Genomic DNA, 20908 nt, shown 5'->3' with positions numbered 1-20908 from the left:
TTACCAAATTATAAAATGAAAGCAAGTCTTTAAAGCTTGCATCTTTCATCTCTTTATTGCAAATTCCATTACAGCTTTGATAATAACTCACATTAAAAATGGACCTGAACAATGCTTGACATCATAAGAAATGCTACAAATTCTTGGATTTTTAGAATTTTCCTTGCTATTTTACTCTTATGCTTCATTCTTTTATGGGGGGTACCGCAGTTACACAAAAAAAGTGAAAGAGATCTTATTACATCTGGAAAGTCCACAGTAACTATCGATGATTATCGTCTTGCACTCGCCGATCAAAGCGCACGTTTAGCATATGCAGCTCATCTTGGACGAATGTTTACAGCAAATGAAATGCAGCAATACCAAATTCCTGCTTTTGTATTTAATCAATTACAACAAAATGTACTTCTTGATGAACAAGCACGTAAAATGAAAATAAGTCTTTCAAAAGATACAATAGCTCATACGATTGGTTCTGATAAGATGTTCCAGGTAAATGGCACTTTTGATAAAAACTTGTTTTATAACTATCTTCAGCATTTACGTATTAGTGAAAGTGCTTTTCTTAATTATTACACCAAACAAGAAAAGCGTAATCAGCTTATTGCTGCTTTACTTTCTGATATGAAGGCACCAAATCTCTTTTATAAAGCACTTGCTCTTTATCAAGAAGAAATGCGTATTGCTGATTATCTTGTTATTGATCTAAAAGAAAAGAAAACAATTGCTGATCCTGATTACGCAACATTACAAAAATGGTTTGAAACACATCAAAGTCAATTTCGTGCTCCAGAATACCGCACTGTCTCTTTGCTATCTATGGAACTTAATGATTTTGTAAAACCTCAAGATATCTCAACAGATGAGGCGAAAGCCTATTATACACAAAATGCTTCACGTTTTGTAACGCCTGAAAAGCGTACATTCGAAGAACTGCGATTCCCCTCACGCGAAGAAGCCGATAATGCAGCAAAAAAAATAGCTGATGGATTGAGTTTTGATGAACTGGTAAAAGCTGAAAAAAAGACTCTTAATGAAATAAAAAAAGGGCCTCTCGCAGAAAATGAACTTCCTAATCATCTGACATCTGAAATTTTTGAACTTCAACAAGGCCAAGTCAGTTCTGTGATAAATGACTTACAAGGACCTGTTATCATTCGCGTCACGCATATTGAACCCTCAAGCTCTCTTCCTTTTGAAAGTGTAGAAGAAAATATTCGCCAAACACTTGCCAAAAATCGTGCTACTGATGATATCCGTAACAATTATGCAGCCATTGAAAATGCTCGTTTTGAGGGTGCTTCTCTCAAAGAGTTAGCTGACCAATACAAGTTATCTTTGCGCACAATTACCATTGATAAAACAGGAAAAACGCTTGAAGGTGCAATACTCACGGATTTACCTCAAAAAGATATTTTACTGAATGCCATCTATCAATCAAACGAAGGAGTCGATCTTGATCCTCTCTCTTTTCAAAATGGTGGATATCTCTGGTACAAGGTCGATAAAATTATTCCTGCCCGTGATAAGACACTTGAAGAGGCTAAGCTAGATGTTCTTTCTCAATGGAAAAATGAGGAAATCCAACGTCTTCTTGATGGAAAAGCCCAAAATGCTCTCAAACAGCTCACGGAAGGAAAAAGTCTTGTTGCTCTTGCTCATACCCTTGGTGTTACAAAACAAACAACACCAACCCTCCGGCGTCAGGACTCATCTGAAACCCTTGGCGTTGAAGGCATTAAAGCATTATTTTCCGCTCCCAAAGGTCATTATGGCATCATAAAAGGTCCGGTTGCAACAAACCGTATCATTTATCAAATAAAGACTGTAACCATGCCTAAAGATATCACGTCTCATACTCTTTCAACTGAAGTCCGCACCAATATAGATATGATGATAAGAGAAGATCTCAAGCTAGAAATGCTACAAGTTGCCAATAAAGAACATCCTTTGGAAATTAATAGCACAAATTATAATCAGATCTTTAACGCTCTCCAATAAAAAGATTTTACATAATTTAAAGAACTTATTTGATAAAGTTTCCGTCAGCTCTTCGTCTATAGTTGAAGAGGTAAGATAGATCTCTTGTTTGCATATCTTAGGATCAAACATTTGTATAATGATTCATTCTCTCGCAAATCAGTGCATGTATGGATTTGCGAGAAAATAGTCAATGGAATGTAGAGTCGTTTTTGCAACGCATTAAAAAATATTATTCATCCAAAGGTTGTAAAGGTTGTCGCCCATTAAGCTATAAATATCATCCCTATCGTCACTCATTTATAGCTCATCATATTACTACTCTTAATATCATTCATAAGGAGCATATTGCTTCTTCCTTAAATGATTTCATTTACACACCAAACTTATAATATACAAAAAAACTATTTTTAAAATTCATTATAAAAATGGAGAAATCTTTTTCTATTCAAGACTCTCATTCAATATGAGAAAAAACAAATTATCATTATAAATCAATATATTCATAAATCATAACAGTCATCAATTATGATGTTATAATTTCTCAAAAATAAGAGTTTTTTATAGACTTATAGACTGCTAAGATAACTTCTCTCATAAAATAGAAATTTTATTTCATTTGCAAATGAGCTACAATCAATACATTCAGAGTACTTAAAAGTTCTTCATCAAACAAACCAATGTATTAAGATTTATCTCATGTTTTTCTTTCTCTGTATCTCACCCATCCAATACACTGTATAAAACATATTACTGATGAAGAAATACACTGTATTTTCAAGATCATAAAATTTCTTATTCTTTTGCGTTCATAACAACCAAAACATCAACATTTTTTATAACAAAAAAATGGTTTGGAATCACAATGGCTCCTTTTATCTTCATATGAGAAAATCAGTCTCCATGTTACGCATTCCAACGTAGTAATATTCTTTTACAGTATCTTTGGAAAATTGCCGCTTATTGCTGCCCTTGTTATCAACCAATAACGATATATCAATGGCAAAGTTGCACTCTCTTGAAAAATTGCTGCCCCCAGCTGTATAGCTTTTTGAAGAGAAGCCGGTACAATGACCAATGGAAGAAAAGCTGGCTTAAGAATTCTAGGTAAAGTACAAGAATACTCGTAAAATTGGGTATAATGATCGCGTGATAATGCTACCATAGCTTCAACAATACGACCCTTTTGTTGATCACTGAGACGATGAGATTCCAAATCTTCCCTATTCACTCCTACAGCCTTTAATATATCAGTAGGTAAATAATATTGATATCGTGATTGCATGAATGATAAAAGACGCAATACACCGCTTAATCCTTGAGAAATCCCTCCATGTTCATAGATATCTGTAAACTCTTGTGCAGTTTCAGGATCTAATATCTGACAAGAAAGCTGTAAAATTATGCCTGCTGTCTCACCACAATAATGCTCTAGATCATGAAGTGTTTCTATTGGATTGTGATAAAGATCTAAAATTTGCGCATCACAATAACGTAAAAAAGCTGTCTTAGGTAAATTAAAAAGAGTCATTGCTTTTAATAAATCATTCAAAATCGGATTGTTTCCACTCGTTTGCATTTCACCATGAGCAATAGCATCATACCACCAACGTAACCGTATTTCTCCTATGAGTGGATCATGTACACTTTCGCGAATACGAGAAATTTCAGCATTAAATACATAAAGAGCAGCCAATGCTTGGCGCTTTTTTTTAGGCGCAAATAAAACTGATATATAGCGATCACGATCTATGGTACGTAAAATATCAAGACAATAAGAAAGAGAGCCTATCATTCTATGAACCTATTAACGTCCCTTTTTTAGCAATTAAATTAATATCCTCTTTTTATTCATATTAAAAAATGAAGGATAAGCAAATACAGTTCAGAAAATAAGATTTTTAAATGTGTCTCTTAACTGTATTGTGAATTAAAGTTTCTTTTCTAGTCACTTTTCGTTTTAGAAAGAAAAAAATTAAATAAATAATTTTTCTGATAAAACTTATCTTATAGGACTTCAAGTTTTCATTTGCAGTAAAAAAGCTAAAAAACAATCGTAACATGCATAGTAAAACTTGAACAACAAACAACGAAAAACACTTTTTCAGTGGATAGATGACAATGTTATTTTATAAAAATGCACTAATCACAAAAACTTCATCAAATCATTGACCTCCTCCCCATCCTAAAAGACAAAGGTTCTTACCAACACCAATTTGTAAAAAGTCCAATTGTTCTCGGTGAGTTTCTGTTACTATCAATACATTGACTTATAATCATAATTTGTTGTTTTGTATGTTAAATTAGAATCCCAAATATCGTAGATATGCTTTCATTTCAAACCAATTCCATGTTAAATTAATAAAAACCATTCCCTTGCACGTCCCAAGCGTAACTGGCTTGTAGGTAACAACTGTATAAGAAAGAATTAAAAATGCCTCTTATGAACTGTCTCAAGTGCCAAGAGTTGATCACTCATGTGATTCATTAGGAACGACGAGCAAGCTTTGTCCTAAATACTTGCCGCTGTATTTAAAAACACTTTTGTATTTAAAAACACTTTAATATGTTAAGTTATGTATATTCTATACCCTTATATCACCGCCTTAAACGACGGTACTTTACGGCGCAGAAAAATAATCGCACAAGTCTTTCATACTAGACGAGAGCATTTGTTTTATTAAACAATACTCTATTCTACCGCAAATAATAACGCCGCAACAGCGCGATCTTCAGCCAATAAAACATTAAATGTACGCACCGCCGCTCCCGTACTCATTGTATCTGATGAAATACGTTTTTCCCCTAAAAGCACCCGTAACTCTTCAGGTAATCGTAATAATTCAATTCCAGTACCTATTAATAAAACTTCGATTTCAGAAGCTTCTTCTAAAATACGAGATATATCCCCTTGAGTGGGAATAGGCCCTGCCATGTCAATGCCATAAATACCTGATGGTACACAAATAATAGAACCTCTATGAGACATATCAGCAAAACGAAACCCACCATTTCCATAAGCATCAATAGGTGCGCGACTTGGAAAATGTGCTTCACGAATTTGAATTGCATCGAACATGAATAAGCACCTTTTATTTTTGAATAATCCAATTGTCTTTGCTACTTCTCACCATAAAAATTAAAGTAAGGCTGATATAAACATTGATATGTTAACCATAACCTAGTACTGAAGTGAAAATTTTTATATAATACCCTAATCTTCTCATACAACAAATATAGGAAAATTTGGTAATAAATCGCGATAAATTGCTATACCTGCTTCAATAAATCTATCTTTTAAAAAGTTTCCTCAGCTTATTTACTCACAAATTTCTTTTTATAAAAACAATGATCTTATTTAAAAAACAGAAAAAAATTGCGTAATATTCTATAAATAAAGCAACTATTTTAATAATCTAAAGAAAACAAAAACTCCATTTTCTGTAGCCACTATAAAAGCCCCTTTTCCAATGAAATTGTCTTGATCTTGCCAAGCTTTTTACAAAAATGCTTAAAAAATGTAATAAACTGCCATTACACCTTAAGATGCATTTTCCTTTGATATAGCTTTTTTCTCTTCAGAGATACTCATATCTTCTTTCGTTGTCGTTTTAGATTTAGACTTTTGTGGTGTTTTTGCTTTAGCATTAAGTTTTGATTTTTTTTCTGCAATCGGCTCACCTTTAACGCGCACATCAGCTAATGTTGAGCGAATAACACGAATATTTATACTCTCACCAATTTCAACCTCTAACTCACCACTCTCGTCGTGAACCTTCGTAACCTTGCCGATAATACCACCACCCGTTATAACTGTATCACCACGACGTACTGCATTAAGCATTTCTTGGCGTTTTTTCATTTGGGCACGCTGTGGACGAATCATAAAAAAATACATAATTGCAAAAATTAAAATGAATGGGACAGCGTTAGCAAATGAAATTCCACCGGAAACATCGCCTGCAACTTGAGCATAAGCGTTCGTAATAAACATTTTTATCTCCTATAGTTAAACCTCAGGTATTTCCCACTCTATTAAAATGAAATTCCGATACAGAAAAAATTCCTAAAGAATTTATCATAAAAAGCAATAACTACATAATCTAATCACAGCTTTACAAAAATACAATAAATCCTTAAGAGGCAGAATACCAAAATACAATGAGAAAAATCTTAAAAAATAGATTCACTTTCCCCTATTGTATATCCTACAATATAAATCTTTTCACTAACTCAATAAATTATACAAGATAATTTTTCTAATGAACAAACTTTAATTTATATAGATAATTTATCGTTTTTGATATCGAACGACAGATCTAAATACAATAAAACGCTCTTATTTAAAACCTTCTGAATTAATCAAAACGATTTTCTTGCACGTCACACATATGAAATGAGCCTGTAGATAAAAACTTTTTAAGAAAGGCGTGAAATTTTTTTTCATGCTTCTCTCAAATGCAAGAGCAATTGGAACACTCAAAGCTGACAAATAGTATGATACTATTGTCTTACACTTTCACAAATACAAAGATGGTAATATCTAACGCCCCCCACGAACTACTCTCCTGAAACCAATGATTTTTTTCTGCTATGTTATTGATTTAAGAAAATCAATTGTTTTTCATGAATTTTCTATAAACTGTAAGACTATTCAAATGTAAAAGTCATCAATAAATTAGTTTTCTAAATATTTAAGGGGATCAACAGGTAATGAATTCTTACGCATCTCAAAATAGACACGTGGCGTTTTAACATTTCCTGAAACACCAGATTTAGCAATCTCATCACCGCGCCTTATCCTTTGTCCTTTGTTAACAACAAGCTTACTATTACATCCATAAATAGTGATAATATCATTTTCATGTCGAATCATCACAACATTACCAAGCTCTTTTAATCCATCTCCCGCGTAAATAACCACACCATTTTCTGCCGCCTTTACTGAAGACCCTTCAGGCACTGCAATATCTATTCCTCGATTCATTACTGTTCCCTTTTTTTGACCGAACTGGCTTAATAAACGCCCTCGTACTGGCCAACGCATCTTAGAAATTCCTGTGGCTTGCGGAGTCGTCATATTATCTGTATTCGTAACAGTACTTGACAAACCAGTCTCATGTTTCAATTGCGTCATCTGTTTAGAAAAATTTTTCTCAGAACTTGATTTGTTCATCTTTGCAGAGGGTGGCGTTGTTACAGGAGCTTTATATATAGGAGAGGACTTCTTGTTTTTTATAGAGGACATCACTTGAGATTGGGATGTAGATTCTGTAGTTGACACTGCCCAATCGTTATTATTGTGTGCATTTGAAGCTGCTAATGTACGCCTGCTTGGAACAACTAGTACCTGACCGATATAAATGGAATTGCTGTTTATACCATTTGCTAATTTTAATGCCTCAACACTAACCCCTACTTGTCGTGCAATACTGAGCAGTGTATCTCCACTCTGGACAATATAAGAATTCCGCCGAAAAATAGGAGATTTATCCATTTGTGAACGAGAAAGTGTTCCAAGATTACGTGGAGGGGAGCCCATAACGCGACCATCAGAAAAAGTTATCCTATCTTGATGTGGAAAATTATAGGGAGAATTGTCATCTCCCCACGAATCATCACCTGATTCCACAGGTGGCAATTCAGTGCTTTGTATCATACCACTACCGTATGATAGCATTCGCGGGTCTGTATACATAGTGCTTGATATATTTGATTGAGATGATACCGTACGATGAGAGAACGTATTGGAAAAACGCTGTGTACCAGAACTACAACCAGCAACAATAGTTACCACCGCTAAAAAAGTTATTCTCTGAAAATTATGCTGGAAAATATTATCCAAAGCTTTTAGATACATCGTTTTGCTCACTCATCAATAATCAACTCACTCCATTAAAGCTTTTTTAAATTACCGAAGAGTTAAAATGAGATGTTTTATTCATAAATATCTTTATATAAGATCAAAATGAATTTAACGTAGACAATTTGCAGAAACTTCTTAGCTTTTAAAAATTAAAGTATCTCCGCAATGCCTTTAATAAAAGGTTGGTAACGCACTTGGAATAGTTCTAAACACTCAAATCGACTACCAATTTTTGTATAGCGCGTCACCGTTTGTACCCCTTCGTCAGGTCCTATCGCCTGAATGAGAATTCCATTTTCAGCTAAAAGTTCTAAAAATTCCTTTGGTTCATCAAAACGTGATGGCCAAATAAGAATGCGATCAAATGATCCTAAGCCTGTCACACTATGACTTCCATCAATCTGCCTTATAACAATATTTTCAATTCCTAAAGTTTGAAATTTTTGGCGTGCTAAATCAACAAGCGTTTTATAACGATCAATCGTTGTCACGCGGTCACTCAGACATGCCATAAGAGCAGTACAAAAACCAGATCCTGTACCAATTTCTAAGACACGATGCCTTTTTTTCAACGATAATGCCGAAAGAATTAAGAGTTGTTCTTCCAAACGTTCCATATATTCACCACACTCAAGGGGAATAACTTTATTATCATAAGCACTATTGAACCAAGGAGCAGCAACAAACTGTTGACGCGGAATTTTCTCTAATGCCGAAAAAAATCGCACGTCATCAATGCCTTTGCTACGCATTTTCAGTACAAGAGCGGCTAACTCCTCACGAAATTGTAAAATACCCTTTTGCCCCATAGTATCATTCAATCTCCAATGGAGGTACACTTTTATCATACTGACAAACTGCTTCTTTTAAAATGGCAAAAACTTGCGTCTGTGTATCATCACCTCTTGGCAATAAACGCATATTGTCTCTCCTTTCGTAAAATTAAGCAGTAATACAGCGCATGCCTCCCATATAAGGTTGTAAAACATCTGGAATAATAATTGATCCATCAGCCTGTTGATAATTTTCAAGTACGGCAATAAGACAACGTCCAACAGCCGTACCAGAACCATTAAGGCTATGAACAAAATGCAATTTTTTATCGCCTTCTTTACGATAGCGCGCATTCATACGGCGACCTTGAAAATCTCCACAAACTGAACAGCTAGAAATTTCACGATAACATTCTTGACCAGGAAGCCAAACCTCGATGTCATAGGTTTTACGCGCTGCAAACCCCATATCACCCGTAGAAAGAACCACTGTGCGAAAAGGCAAACCAAGCCGTTTTAATATATCTTCTGCACATTCCGTCATACGTTCTAATTCAATTAAAGACTGCTCTTCACTGGTAATCGAGACCATTTCAACTTTCCAAAATTGATGCTGACGCAACATACCGCGCGTATCACGACCGGCTGCTCCCGCCTCTGAACGAAAACAGGGAGATAAAGAAGAAAATCGCAGTGGTAAATCTGATATTTCAAGAATTTCATCGTTGACCAAATTGGTTAATGGCACTTCTGCTGTGGAAATAAGCCATCGACCATCTGTTGTACGAAAAAGGTCTTCAGCAAATTTCGGTAATTGTGCTGCTCCGTAAACAATTTCATCACGAACAAGAAGAGGTATTGAGACTTCTGTGTAACCATTCTCATTGACATGCACATCAAGCATAAACTGGCCTAATGCTCGTTCTAGCCGTGCTAATGCCCCTGAAAGTACTGTAAAACGTGTTCCAGACAAACGACTAGCTCGTTCAAAATTCATCTGCTTGAGATCTTGACCAAGATCAAAATGTTCCTTTGGTGTAAAATTAAATGTTGGAGGTGTACCAAAATGTCGAATGACGACATTATCACTTTCATCTTTACCTTCTGGAACATCATCTAATGGAATATTTGGAAGTGCTGAAAGAATTTTCTCAAGACTCTCCGTCAGCTGTTTTTCTTCCACTGTTGCAGAGGAAAGAAAAGCTTTAATCTCTTCAACTTCAGCTCTAAGACGTTCAGCCATTTGCTGATCCGATACCGCTAAAGCCTGTCCTATTTCCTTTGAAACAGCATTGCGACGTTCCTGCGCCAATTGCACCTTAGCAATATGCGACCGACGTGCAAGATCAAGTTGTATTAACCTTTCAGCTTGTGGCTCAAGACCTCTACTTACGAGTGCTTTATCTAATTTCTCAGGATTGTCACGAATCCACTTAATATCAAGCATAAAAATTCCTCATTTATATTGTTTTATTCATTCCTTATCGCATAAGATTATACACTTTTCTTAAGCGGATTTTCTTCTCTTTTCTATACTGTAAGCAATTAAAATTGAAATCTCGTAAAGTGCTATCGTTGGTAAAGCCACTGCAAACATCGTAAAAAAATCCGACGGCGTTATGATTGCCGCAATAATAAAAGAGAGCAAAATAGCCCATTTTCGTTTAGACGCCAAATCATAAGACGTTAAAAATCCAATTTTTGTTAAAAGACTGATGACAAGAGGTAATTGAAAAATCAAACCAAAAATTAGGATAAATGATGTCATAAAGCCCAAATAATCAGAAATACGCACTATAAACTCTATTTTTAAATGAACATCTGGAAGAAATTGTTGAGAAAGGCTAAACCATAGTATTATTGGCGCTAATAGACCATAAACAAACGCTCCCCCAATACAAAATAAAATAGGCCCCCCAATGAGAAATGGTAAAAAAGCCATCCGCTCATTTTTATAAAGCCCTGGTGCAATAAAACTATAAAACTGAAAAGCCGTATAGGGAAAAGATAAAATAATTCCCCCAAAAGCAGAAAGCTTCATCTTCGTTAAAAAAGTTTCCCATACTTGCGTTGATTGCAAACGAATACCCTCAGGATTACCCCCTGCTATTTTCATTGCCCACTGATATGGCCATAGTAAAAAAATTAAGATATAATCTTTAACAAGAAAACACATCATAAAAGCGATCATAAATGCAACCAAGGCAGCAATAATTCGCTGACGAAGTTCAATTAAATGTTCTAAAAGTGGTGCCATATGGGCATCAACTTCATCTTTCTTAACATTCATGACATATCTTCTTTATCTTTAGAAGCAATAGATACTGTCGTATCTTTATTGGTTACGTTTTGATCGCATTCCAAAATTTCTTTATCTTTTTTTGATTTATGGTGTGTTGCCTTAACATCCAAATTATCGTGGATATCTTCTAATGTATTTTGAATGGGATCAAAAGTCTCTGTCAACTTCTTACTTGAATCGCTAATATTCGAACATGTTTTTTGCAAAGCATCGAGCTCGATTTGTCTTATTGCATCATCAAACTGATGACGCAATTCATTTGCTGTTGAATACACATACGCTCTTATCTTTGCTACTGCCTTTAATATTTTAGGTAAATCTTTCGGTCCAACGACAATGATGAGAACAAGTAAGATTACGATAAACTCTGGTCCGTCAATCCCAAACATCTCTTAATTCGACTTTCTCATCAAAAAATAATGCACAATGATGATTGCGTTTTTGTTACTGTTTTTTAGCAACAGATGTTTTGCTTTTTTTAGAAGCAGAAGAAACCTTTCTGCGCGCTGTTGCATGTTTTACCGATAACGGCTGAGATTGTTGAGATTCTACATCAATTATTTGGGAAGTAGGAGCCATTTCAACTTTATCCTCAATGCTGTCATCTTCTTCCTTCATATTTTTTTTGAAGGCTTTAATTCCCTTAGCAACATCGCCCATTAATTCAGAAATTTTACCGCGACCGAAAAGCACAAAGATAATCAATAAAATTATAATTAAATGCGTTGGTGAAAAAATATTACCCATTACTCTCTCTAACTTATGCTTTTAAATTTGATTTCATTTATTCATGCTTCCTCTGAAGAATGTATCAAAATAATATCTTACTTGTATATTTTCTTCTTAACTTAAAAACAATTACACGCTTTTATTGCAAAAGAACTTTTTATCCTCTCATCCCTTTTTAGCGTACTATAACACAAACCATTCAACAATGATAAACCGCCTCATACAAAATTCAAAACACTTAAAAACTTTTCTAAAATAACTTCATCTGATCTCCTAGGTTACTCATCTTCCTGTAAATACTATAGCTAATGTCTCTCCTTTTACACAATGTTTTACGTATCATTACAAACATTTCCGTCAAATTATCCTTTACTGATAAAGATCATAACATGTTGTAAAACACTTTACGTATTCAATTGAAAAATTCAGAAAGAAAAACCTCTAAAAAACTTTCTTAACACATCATCAGTCTCTTCAAAAACTATCATCTTACGCACAACATTTATTCTTTGCGTTGGGGTAGGAATTTTATCATTCATTATTCTATGTACAATACGAAATATGAGCCATCATCGCGTTCAGTTAAATATCTGGCGTGTAAATAAAAACTATTAGCGGAAAGAGTAAAAATGCACTTTATGAACTAACTCAAGTACCAAGAGGTATGGCAATACTGCTAAAAAATAAAAAAGGTACCAGCTTGCGCCTTTATTCAGAAAATACCTCCATATAACCAGCTCTCTAAGCCACTGTATGCTCTAACTATTACACGTCTCCGGATTCTGGGCATGCGTTCTCATAATATCATGTGTTTAACCTATCTCAGTATTGAAAACAGAATGGGCAGGAATAGAAAATTACATTCAATCAAAGGCATGGTATCGAAGCATAATCCATATAAAAAGAATTTCTTATCCTAGCCTTTTTTATAAGATTACCTCATAAAGCCGCTCGATAATATAGTGTTAGAGATAGATAAACCTATTTACTTTAGTTTAAAATTCCTCATTTTATTGAGATCGCTTGCAGAGCACATATCAATTTTCAAAAGTTTTATTTTAGCATCATACACAATAACCTAGCTATTTAGCGTGTATAATGTAAAGCTTTGGCTCTGCTTAAAGCAATGAGATTCATTCACACTTTTACAAAAATCTATCACTATAACACCAGAACTTTATTGCTCCATCCATAATTTTACGCTCGCTAAAAAAACTTATAAATGTAACAATGTTTTTATCAAGCATTTGAAATTCTTTAATCTTTAAACAAGAAAATTTATGAATGAATTTGAAAGATACCCTTCAATTTTTCAAAAAACTTCACTAATATTCTCGTTAATTGAGTGTTTTTTATAGTCTTCCTGGAAGAGTCCGCGATCATAAAGAAAAATCTCTTACAACATAAATATCTCTATTGAAATGTTTGATCTCTTCTTGTCTATCTTTCATATAAAAAATTTAAAATTTTAACGATTAATCTCATAATATAAAAATAGCCTTGTGAATAAATGCTCCGATGACATTAATATTTTTTCTGTAGTGTATAATGTGGGAGTGAGGGTATTGTTTGATTTCTATAAGAATATTTTTATGGATATCAATTCTATTATTCTATGCTAATAATCCGGTACAGTTATACATATGATAGAGTTTACTCCATGAATTATCGGCATATTTATCATGCTGGCAATTTTGCTGATGTTTTTAAACACATTATTGTCACTCGCATTGTAGAATATCTCAAACGCAAAGAAAAAGCTTTTCGCGTTATAGATACGCATGCTGGAATCGGTATTTATGACCTTTCTTCTTTAGAAGCACATAAAACAGGAGAGTGTCGCGAAGGTGTCCAACGACTTTTTTCAACTCCTATCCCAGAAGATTTAAGAACACTCCTTTGTCCATGGTGTGATATCATTGATGCCCTCAATAAAGGGGAAAAAGAAATTGTATTTTATCCTGGATCTCCTGTTCTTATTCGTCAATTATTACGGAAACAAGATCGCCTCACTGCAATAGAATTGCACAATGAAGATTATCATATTTTAGCAAAAAACTTTGCAGGAGATTATCAGACAAAAGTTCTGCATTTAGATGGTTGGCTTTCCTTAAATGCTCATGTACCACCAAAAGAAAAACGTGGGTTTATCCTTGTTGACCCTCCCTTTGAAAAAACTGGAGAGTTTTCCCGCCTTATTGATGGATTAACGAAAGCCTATCGTCGCTTTTCTGGAGGAATCTACGCTTTATGGTATCCTGTTAAATATGACAAAGAAATTGAAAGTTTTCTTCACGCGCTTTATCAAACCGGAATTCCTAAGATTCTACAGCTTGAAATGCGTATCCGAAAAAGTTCAAGTCCACCGACAATGAATGGAAGTGGTATGATTATTATTAACCCTCCCTACCTTTTGGAAGAAGAAATGAAAAAACTCAGCCCCTTTCTTATCAACCGTCTGGGACAAGATGAAAATGCCCAAATAACGCATAAGTGGCTTCAAAAAGAACATCTATTATGTTAGATTTTTCTCTATATTTTTTCTAAATCAAATATCATGTTGTAAAATACAAAGGCATTAAATGATAAAGTTCTTTGATTCTTTGGATAATACCAACATATTATAATGGTAAGCTAATAACGATCAGCGTGAATTAATTTTTTTTCTTTTAGAAAGTCTATCCTCTTAATCATCATGGATTTCCTATTCCAATCATTTTAATGGATAAATTAGGCAAATTCATAAAGCTGTCTTAGAATAACAACTCTCATATTTTTTATGAAAGATCGGCTCTCTAAAATCATACTCTTATGCTATAAGATATTATTTATAGAAAAAAATTATAAAGACATAAATAATCATTATTTAATAAAAAAGAATATTTCATATATTAAACGAACAACATATTTGTAATAAACGGAATGGTCCTGAAAAGTAATACAAATTGTCCGCAAAATGAACGGGAAAAACTTTCTTTTCTCTCTAATATTACATGGCATAATGCTAATCAAAGCTATGAGAAAAATCAATTCCAAGGTATCAAGTTCATACAAGAGTTTGTTAGACACCTTCCGCATAAGCCAGGGGTTTACCGGATGATTGGTGAAAATGGTGATATTCTCTATGTTGGCAAAGCCCGTAATCTCAAAAAACGTGTTTCAAACTATACACGTGAACAAGGACACAATAATCGTATTACCCGCATGATTCGTGCAACATATCATATGGAATTTATCGTCACCCATACAGAAACAGAAGCACTCCTTTTAGAAGCCAATCTCATCAAAAGATTGCATCCACATTTTAATGTACTCCTACGTGATGATAAAAGTTTTCCTTATATTATGATTACAGATGATCATCGAGTGCCTGCACTTTACAAACATCGTGGTGCTCGAATACGAAAAGCTCACTATTTTGGTCCTTTTGCTTCTGCTGGTGCAGTGACACAAACAGTTCATGTTTTACAACGCGTCTTTTTATTACGAACCTGTACTGATTCAGTTTTTGAAAACCGTACACGCCCCTGCTTGCTTTATCAAATTAAGCGATGTTCTGCACCTTGTACTCATGAAATTAGTGACAGTGATTATAAAGAACTGGTGAAAGGAGCAAAAGCGTTCCTTTCGGGAAAAGATCAATCTATTAAAAGCGATATGGTTCAAGCTATGCATAAAGCCGCTGAAAATCTCGATTTTGAACAAGCAGCTTCCTATCGTGACCGCTTATCAGCCCTTTCTCACATACAAAGCCATCAAGGTATTAATCCTCAAACGATAAAAGAAGCGGATGTATTTGCAATTGCGCAAAAAGAAGGAATGACCTGTATTCAAGTGTTCTTTTTTCGCATGGGGCAAAATTGGGGAAACCGTGCCTATTTTCCTAAAGCAGATCCCTCTTTTTCCCGCACTGAAATTTTAGCGAGTTTTCTTGCCCAATTTTACGATGATAAACCACTTCCTAAAAGCATCCTTTTATCTGAAGAAATTGAAGAAAAGACACTTCTTACAGAGGCATTTAGTCTCAAAGCAAATCACAAAGTGTCCCTCTCTTTACCTAAACAAGGTGAACGAAAAACTCTTGTTAATCGTGCCTATCTCAATGCTCATGAAGCACTTGAACATAAGCTTTCTGAAACAGCCACCCATACAAAATTGCTTCAAGGTCTTGCTAAAACATTCCAACTACCTGTTCCTCCACGCCGGATAGAAGTCTATGACAATTCTCATATCATGGGAACAAATGCTGTAGGGGCTATGATTGTTGCTGGTCAAATGGGATTTATTAAAAATCAATATCGAAAATTCAACATTCGCTCAACAGATATCACGCCTGGCGATGATTTTGGCATGATGAAAGAAGTGATTAAACGAAGATTTTCACGCCTTATCAAAGAGTATGATCTGCCAAATAGAAGTCATGACATAAAAGATGATGATCTTTTTCCCATTTGGCCTGACCTTATCTTAATCGATGGTGGTGAAGGACAAATCAACAGCGTACATGCAATACTTGCTGAATTACAATTAAATGATCTCTTCACAGTTGTTGGAATCGCCAAAGGTGTTGACCGTCATGCGGGACGTGAACGATTTTTTATAAAAGGTATCCCCCCCTTTACACTTCCTCCACGTGATCCTATCCTCTATTTTTTGCAACGTCTGCGTGATGAAGCACACCGTTTTGCGATTGGAACTCATAGGATAAAACGAAAAAAAGCAACATTCAAAAACCCACTTGATGAAATCGAAAATATCGGTCCGACAAGAAAGCGTGCATTGCTTCATCATTTTGGAAGTGCCAAAGCTGTTGCTAGTGCCTCATTTGAAGATTTAAAAAAAGTTACGGGAATTTCTATGACAATTGCACAAAAAATTCATAACCATTTTCATGAAAAATAGGCTTGTTTCATAACCTTCGACTTGTTACGTTAAGGAAATATATTCTCTTTCACAAGAATTAAAAATGGCTCCATGAAAAATCATACTTTTTCTTTTCCAAATATTTTAACTTATGCACGAATTGTTGCAGTCCCAATGGTTGTTGCATGCTTTTTTTTAGAAGGGCGACTACAATCAAGTGATATCACTCGCTGGATTGCTGTTTCCATTTTTATCGTTGCATCCATTACTGACTTTCTTGACGGTTACCTTGCTCGTATTTGGGAACAAACATCCAATATTGGTCGCATGTTAGATCCAATTGCCGATAAACTTCTCGTCTCTGCTTGTTTGCTCTTGCTTGCCGCAGACAGTACCATCGCTGGGTGGACACTATGGGCAGCTATTATCATTCTTTGCAGAGAAATTCTTGTATCAGGATTACGTGAATATTTGGCTGAGTTAAAAGTTAGTGTTCCTGTCTCTCGTCTTGCAAAATGGAAAACTTTTGTACAGATGATCGCTATTGTATTTCTTTTAGCTGGACCAGCCGGTAATAAAATTTTCCCTTACACAGTAGAGTTTGGCATTACTATGCTGTGGATTTCTGCCCTCCTTACATTGTGGACAGGGTGGGATTATTTTCGTGCAGGTTTAAAACACGTTATCCTATGAAGAGTATGGAGATTTATAATGATAATTTATCTTTTTGTACTTAAATAAGAGATAAGAATAGCATAAGATTGATTTATTTTTATTAATGATAAATCAATCAAGCACTTTTTTGCACATTACAAGTAAGGGTGGTATATAGATAAAAGCTCTTCAAAAAAGAGTAAATAGGCTTTATATTTTCGTAAAAGCAGCTGTAATATTAAAAGCTAAAAAACAATTAATGCTCCATATGCTTTCAAAAAAGTCTATAATCTTATAAGCAAAAAACCGAAATATAGTGTTTCGGATTTTTGCTTCTTATAAACGCTTTATTAACCAACAATTTCTATCTCAGAAAACCAAAAGGCGATTTCTGTTTTTGCCGTTTCAGCACTATCGGATCCATGGACAGAATTTTCGCCAATCGATAAAGCATGAACCTTACGAATTGTCCCTTCTTCTGCATCACTAGGATTCGTAGCCCCCATTACTTCACGGTTTTTAGCTATTGCATTTTCGCCTTCCAAAACTTGTACAACGGTTGGACCAGAAGACATGAATTCAACCAATTCACTAAAAAAAGGGCGTTCTTTATGAATAGCATAAAATTTTTCAGCCTCACGTTTGCTCATCCAAACACGTTTAGACGCAATAACACGTAGCTCCGCATCCTCAAGCATTTTAGTAATTGCGCCAGTCAAATTACGACGGGTTGCATCTGGTTTAATCATCGAAAAAGTACGCTCTAAAGCCATTTACTCACCTTTATTTCATTTATAACATTCTCTGACTGTTTCTATAGCGAGCAAGGAGCCCTTTGCCAAGTGACTCTGCAAAAATCTACACAAATTCTCAAAATATAGAATGAATTATAAAGAAAACTTTAATAAAAATACCTGCAATCGCTCATCCCATCATAAAGATGCGCTACCGACTCTCAATAAATATTGAACCTTCTTTCATAATCTTAAATGCTTCCCATCAAAATTATCATTTAAGCAATAAAAAGTCATAAGAAAAAACTCACATGCAAAAAATATATCTTTTTGAAAGCCTTCTTCTTTAAAGAGGACGAACCTAGACACTTGGTTTGAAAATCCTTCTACACACATTGAGATCAATTAAAAATAACCATATACTTAGAAACTATAGCGTACACCTATAATTCCCTGAAGGGACTGTTTTGTTTTACGCCCTTTAATATAATGGGCCTCACCATATAACTTTAACTTCTCACTCACTAAACTGCTTAAACCTATTCCTAATTTACCTGCATTCCCTGATAAGTCCGTGGTAAAGGAATGCCGTTGATTAATTAACGTTTGATTGTCATCTTTATTCTCACGTAACCATGCTGCTGTAATATACGCAAGCGATGAGGAATCCATGTGAGAACCAAATTCATATCCTAAAGATAAGCCAACCTCACTGCGTAATGAAGTGAATGGACGCATGTCACCTGTCATGTCATTCGATAACTTGATTTCTTTACCCTCAACTTGCAACCATATAAATTGTCCATAAGGCTGCAACCAACTGTTCTTTGACGTCTGAAGTCGATAACCTGCTTCAAAGGAGGCGCCCACCGCCCATTGCCTATAACTTCCTTCAATCCCTAAACCATTCGTTGAAACTGCCTTTAGAGTATTTTGATAATGATTATATTTTAAAATACCATCGAGATACCATCCACTATGATCCAAATAAGTGACATAAGCGCCAATACCATAAGTATTGATACCACTGATACCCCCCCGTGCATGCGCAACACGGACACGATCATAACTGCCAAAACCACCTATATAAAATTCTCCATTTTCCCACTCGCTTAAACCATTGATCCCTAAAACAATACCTGTCTGATCTAACTTAAAATCTATATGCTCTGTCGCAATACTCTCTTTAGATTTAATCGCATAGGTCCATAAAGCTGCATTCTTTTTACTTTTATCTAGAATTCCTCTTCCCGCACGCACTGTTTGCATTTCGTTGTGAAACACCATCGCTGGAGCTACAGACATAGACAATACCGCATCTGTAGAGGGCGTGGTCAAAAAGTGAGAAACTGAAAGCGTCTCACTCAATTGTGGAGAAGGTTGTTCTTTATGAACTGGACGCACAATCATCTGATCGGCTAAAGAGTGAGAAGATTCTGAAACAGCAGTTTGTTGCTCTTCAGCAGAAAGAGGATGAGAACTGACTAGAGGAAACACCAGACGATTCTGATTTTCTTGAGAGGGAGATACAGAAACACTAGAGACATTCTGCACTTCTCTTAAATGACGTGGAGGCCGTGGTTTAGCTGGTTGTTTTTTAGTAGGTTTACGAGAACCGGTATTTTTTCCTCTAGAAGAAGCACTTTGATCAAACAATGCAAGAGGAATCTTCGTTTTCTTGTTTACACACTGTGTTTCAGTATTCGAACGTGTCGTACTTTCAGAGGCAGAACTTAAATACCAAATTGTAGAATAACCACTAGAATCAGCACATCTTTCTCTCTTTCGTAAAACATACTGATAAGCTCCACCATCAACAGCTGTAATGTCCTTACCCGAAAGATCTTCCAGAGTAAAATTAGCGCCTCCAAATTTATTAGTAACTAAATTAATCTCTGTGGTCCAACCATTTTTCTGAGAGATATGACCTGTAATTTCACGACCAGAATCTGCAACGCTTATTTTGTGATTACCTGAACCTTCATCAATCGACAAGTAATCACTTGCATCCCCCGTAGCACTAATATTGAATCGAAAATGCAAACTTCCTGAAAGTTTCTCAACATGAAGTGAAATATGTCGTGGATCATACGGTATAGAAGTAAAAATAACAGTCCCATTCTGCCCCCCTAAATCTTCAATTTCAATCTGAGGTTTTTCTCCTATATTCCGTTCACCAACCTCAAATATTGTTTCTTCAGATCTGTCCTGTATAGGAATTTTTTTCTTAGTCGTATGATTTGTCCTATCACCAGCGAATAAATAAAGTTCTCCGTGATCATTGATCCTTACTTCTCCAACGACATCTTTTATACCAACATGGAACCACGACTTAGCAAAGCTGTTAACAGTCAGACCATCCACAAACCCTTCAGGATATACAACTTGAATAGCATGATCTTTCAAATTAGTATCATAAGATTCTCCTAACGCTAAAACGTGCTGCCTCCCATTCCCAGAGACCTGAGCATACATTGATTTTCCCCCCTCTTTTCTTTCTCCTGCATAAAGATTTTGTTCTCCGTTATCTCCCACTTTCGTATACCACACCCACGCTTCATCATATACATTCTGCTGTCCCACTGCTCCACCGCCGCCAGAAACTGTGGTATTAGAAGCACTGCTTTTTCTCACCACGCTTGTAAGATCAATATTTTTCTCTTCATGAACAAACTGCTGACCTCCAAGGATTTTAGCATCTATTGCATTTCCTCCACGTGTAACTATTTGCATCCCTCCTTTTTCAATAGTGGATCCCATGGAAGTTTTTCCATTTTCAACAATTTCAACACCACCACCTTCGATCTTAACATTATTGTTGAAAAGGGTTGTAATCAGTGCTGAACCTTTTGGTACCTTCCCTCCACTTCCCACATTTTCTAATCTTTTTAACTCTTCATTCCTGTTTTCAACTGCACTTGCAACTTGTACAAAACAACTACTGATCATCAATACTGAAAAACTCAACTTATGTTTATACTGCATTATCGACACTCCACTCTCAATT

Annotated in this window: 15 protein-coding genes; 4 read left to right on the top strand and 11 right to left on the bottom strand. The window is 35.2% G+C overall.

Annotated elements, in window-relative coordinates:
* Nucleotides 1–111: 111 nt before the first annotated feature.
* Nucleotides 112–2001 carry a peptidyl-prolyl cis-trans isomerase gene (locus tag ACFILL_RS02195; protein WP_375643082.1) on the top strand — a complete coding sequence of 630 codons (1890 nt, stop codon included), beginning with the start codon at nucleotides 112–114 and terminating at the stop codon, nucleotides 1999–2001.
* 913 nt (nucleotides 2002–2914) lie between these two features.
* Here ACFILL_RS02195 and ACFILL_RS02190 read toward each other — a convergent pair.
* The 9 genes from ACFILL_RS02190 to tatA all read right to left on the bottom strand — a co-directional run bounded on the left by ACFILL_RS02190 (nucleotide 2915) and on the right by tatA (nucleotide 11668).
* Nucleotides 2915–3775: a phytoene/squalene synthase family protein gene (locus tag ACFILL_RS02190; protein ID WP_375643083.1), complete on the bottom strand. Its 861-nt coding sequence runs from the start codon at nucleotides 3773–3775 to the stop codon at nucleotides 2915–2917.
* Nucleotides 3776–4672: 897 nt separating this feature from the next.
* Nucleotides 4673–5059 carry an Mth938-like domain-containing protein gene (locus tag ACFILL_RS02185; protein WP_375643084.1) on the bottom strand — a complete coding sequence of 129 codons (387 nt, stop codon included), beginning with the start codon at nucleotides 5057–5059 and terminating at the stop codon, nucleotides 4673–4675.
* 462 nt (nucleotides 5060–5521) lie between these two features.
* Nucleotides 5522–5974: a preprotein translocase subunit YajC gene (gene yajC, locus ACFILL_RS02180; RefSeq protein WP_375643086.1), complete on the bottom strand. Its 453-nt coding sequence runs from the start codon at nucleotides 5972–5974 to the stop codon at nucleotides 5522–5524.
* A gap of 684 nt (nucleotides 5975–6658) precedes the next feature.
* A complete protein-coding gene (locus ACFILL_RS02175) occupies nucleotides 6659–7840 on the bottom strand; it encodes a peptidoglycan DD-metalloendopeptidase family protein (RefSeq protein WP_375643087.1) in 1182 nt (393 codons plus the stop codon).
* A 155-nt stretch (nucleotides 7841–7995) separates the two neighbouring features.
* Nucleotides 7996–8655, bottom strand: coding sequence for a protein-L-isoaspartate(D-aspartate) O-methyltransferase (locus ACFILL_RS02170; RefSeq protein ID WP_273791164.1), 660 nt, complete (start codon nucleotides 8653–8655; stop codon nucleotides 7996–7998).
* Nucleotides 8656–8788: 133 nt separating this feature from the next.
* Nucleotides 8789–10066: a serine--tRNA ligase gene (gene serS / locus ACFILL_RS02165; protein ID WP_375631757.1), complete on the bottom strand. Its 1278-nt coding sequence runs from the start codon at nucleotides 10064–10066 to the stop codon at nucleotides 8789–8791.
* Nucleotides 10067–10126: 60 nt separating this feature from the next.
* The gene (gene tatC, locus ACFILL_RS02160) at nucleotides 10127–10909 is read right to left on the bottom strand and encodes a twin-arginine translocase subunit TatC (protein ID WP_375637380.1); all 783 of its coding nucleotides are present in this window, start codon (nucleotides 10907–10909) and stop codon (nucleotides 10127–10129) included.
* Nucleotides 10906–11310 (bottom strand): twin-arginine translocase subunit TatB, encoded by a 405-nt coding sequence (locus tag ACFILL_RS02155; RefSeq protein WP_375643088.1) that lies wholly within the window; start codon nucleotides 11308–11310, stop codon nucleotides 10906–10908. Before ACFILL_RS02155 ends, tatC begins: the two co-directional genes overlap by 4 nt.
* A 55-nt stretch (nucleotides 11311–11365) precedes the next feature.
* Complete coding sequence (gene tatA / locus ACFILL_RS02150; RefSeq protein WP_273791129.1) at nucleotides 11366–11668, bottom strand: twin-arginine translocase TatA/TatE family subunit; 303 nt, start codon at nucleotides 11666–11668, stop codon at nucleotides 11366–11368.
* A 1642-nt stretch (nucleotides 11669–13310) separates the two neighbouring features.
* On the opposite strand from tatA, the gene ACFILL_RS02145 reads away from it, so the two are divergent.
* The 3 genes from ACFILL_RS02145 (at nucleotide 13311) to pgsA (ending at nucleotide 17206) form a co-directional block, all read left to right on the top strand.
* A complete protein-coding gene (locus ACFILL_RS02145) occupies nucleotides 13311–14174 on the top strand; it encodes a 23S rRNA (adenine(2030)-N(6))-methyltransferase RlmJ (RefSeq protein ID WP_375612916.1) in 864 nt (287 codons plus the stop codon).
* 398 nt (nucleotides 14175–14572) lie between these two features.
* The gene (uvrC, locus tag ACFILL_RS02140; protein WP_375643090.1) at nucleotides 14573–16552 is read left to right on the top strand and encodes an excinuclease ABC subunit UvrC; all 1980 of its coding nucleotides are present in this window, start codon (nucleotides 14573–14575) and stop codon (nucleotides 16550–16552) included.
* Between the two features lie 72 nt (nucleotides 16553–16624).
* Nucleotides 16625–17206 carry a CDP-diacylglycerol--glycerol-3-phosphate 3-phosphatidyltransferase gene (pgsA, locus tag ACFILL_RS02135; protein ID WP_273723320.1) on the top strand — a complete coding sequence of 194 codons (582 nt, stop codon included), beginning with the start codon at nucleotides 16625–16627 and terminating at the stop codon, nucleotides 17204–17206.
* A gap of 311 nt (nucleotides 17207–17517) precedes the next feature.
* On the opposite strand, the gene ndk is transcribed toward pgsA, so the two are convergent.
* Nucleotides 17518–17940 carry a nucleoside-diphosphate kinase gene (gene ndk / locus ACFILL_RS02130; RefSeq protein WP_375631370.1) on the bottom strand — a complete coding sequence of 141 codons (423 nt, stop codon included), beginning with the start codon at nucleotides 17938–17940 and terminating at the stop codon, nucleotides 17518–17520.
* A 384-nt stretch (nucleotides 17941–18324) separates the two neighbouring features.
* Nucleotides 18325–20886 (bottom strand): BafA family autotransporter, encoded by a 2562-nt coding sequence (gene bafA, locus ACFILL_RS02125; protein WP_375681080.1) that lies wholly within the window; start codon nucleotides 20884–20886, stop codon nucleotides 18325–18327.
* Nucleotides 20887–20908: the final 22 nt, after the last annotated feature.

This window comes from Bartonella sp. AP20NXHL (assembly GCF_042196165.1).
Classification (GTDB): Bacteria; Pseudomonadota; Alphaproteobacteria; order Rhizobiales; family Rhizobiaceae; genus Bartonella.
The sequence above is the reverse complement of the archived record's forward strand: the minus strand, read 5'-3'. Positions and strand labels throughout refer to the sequence as shown.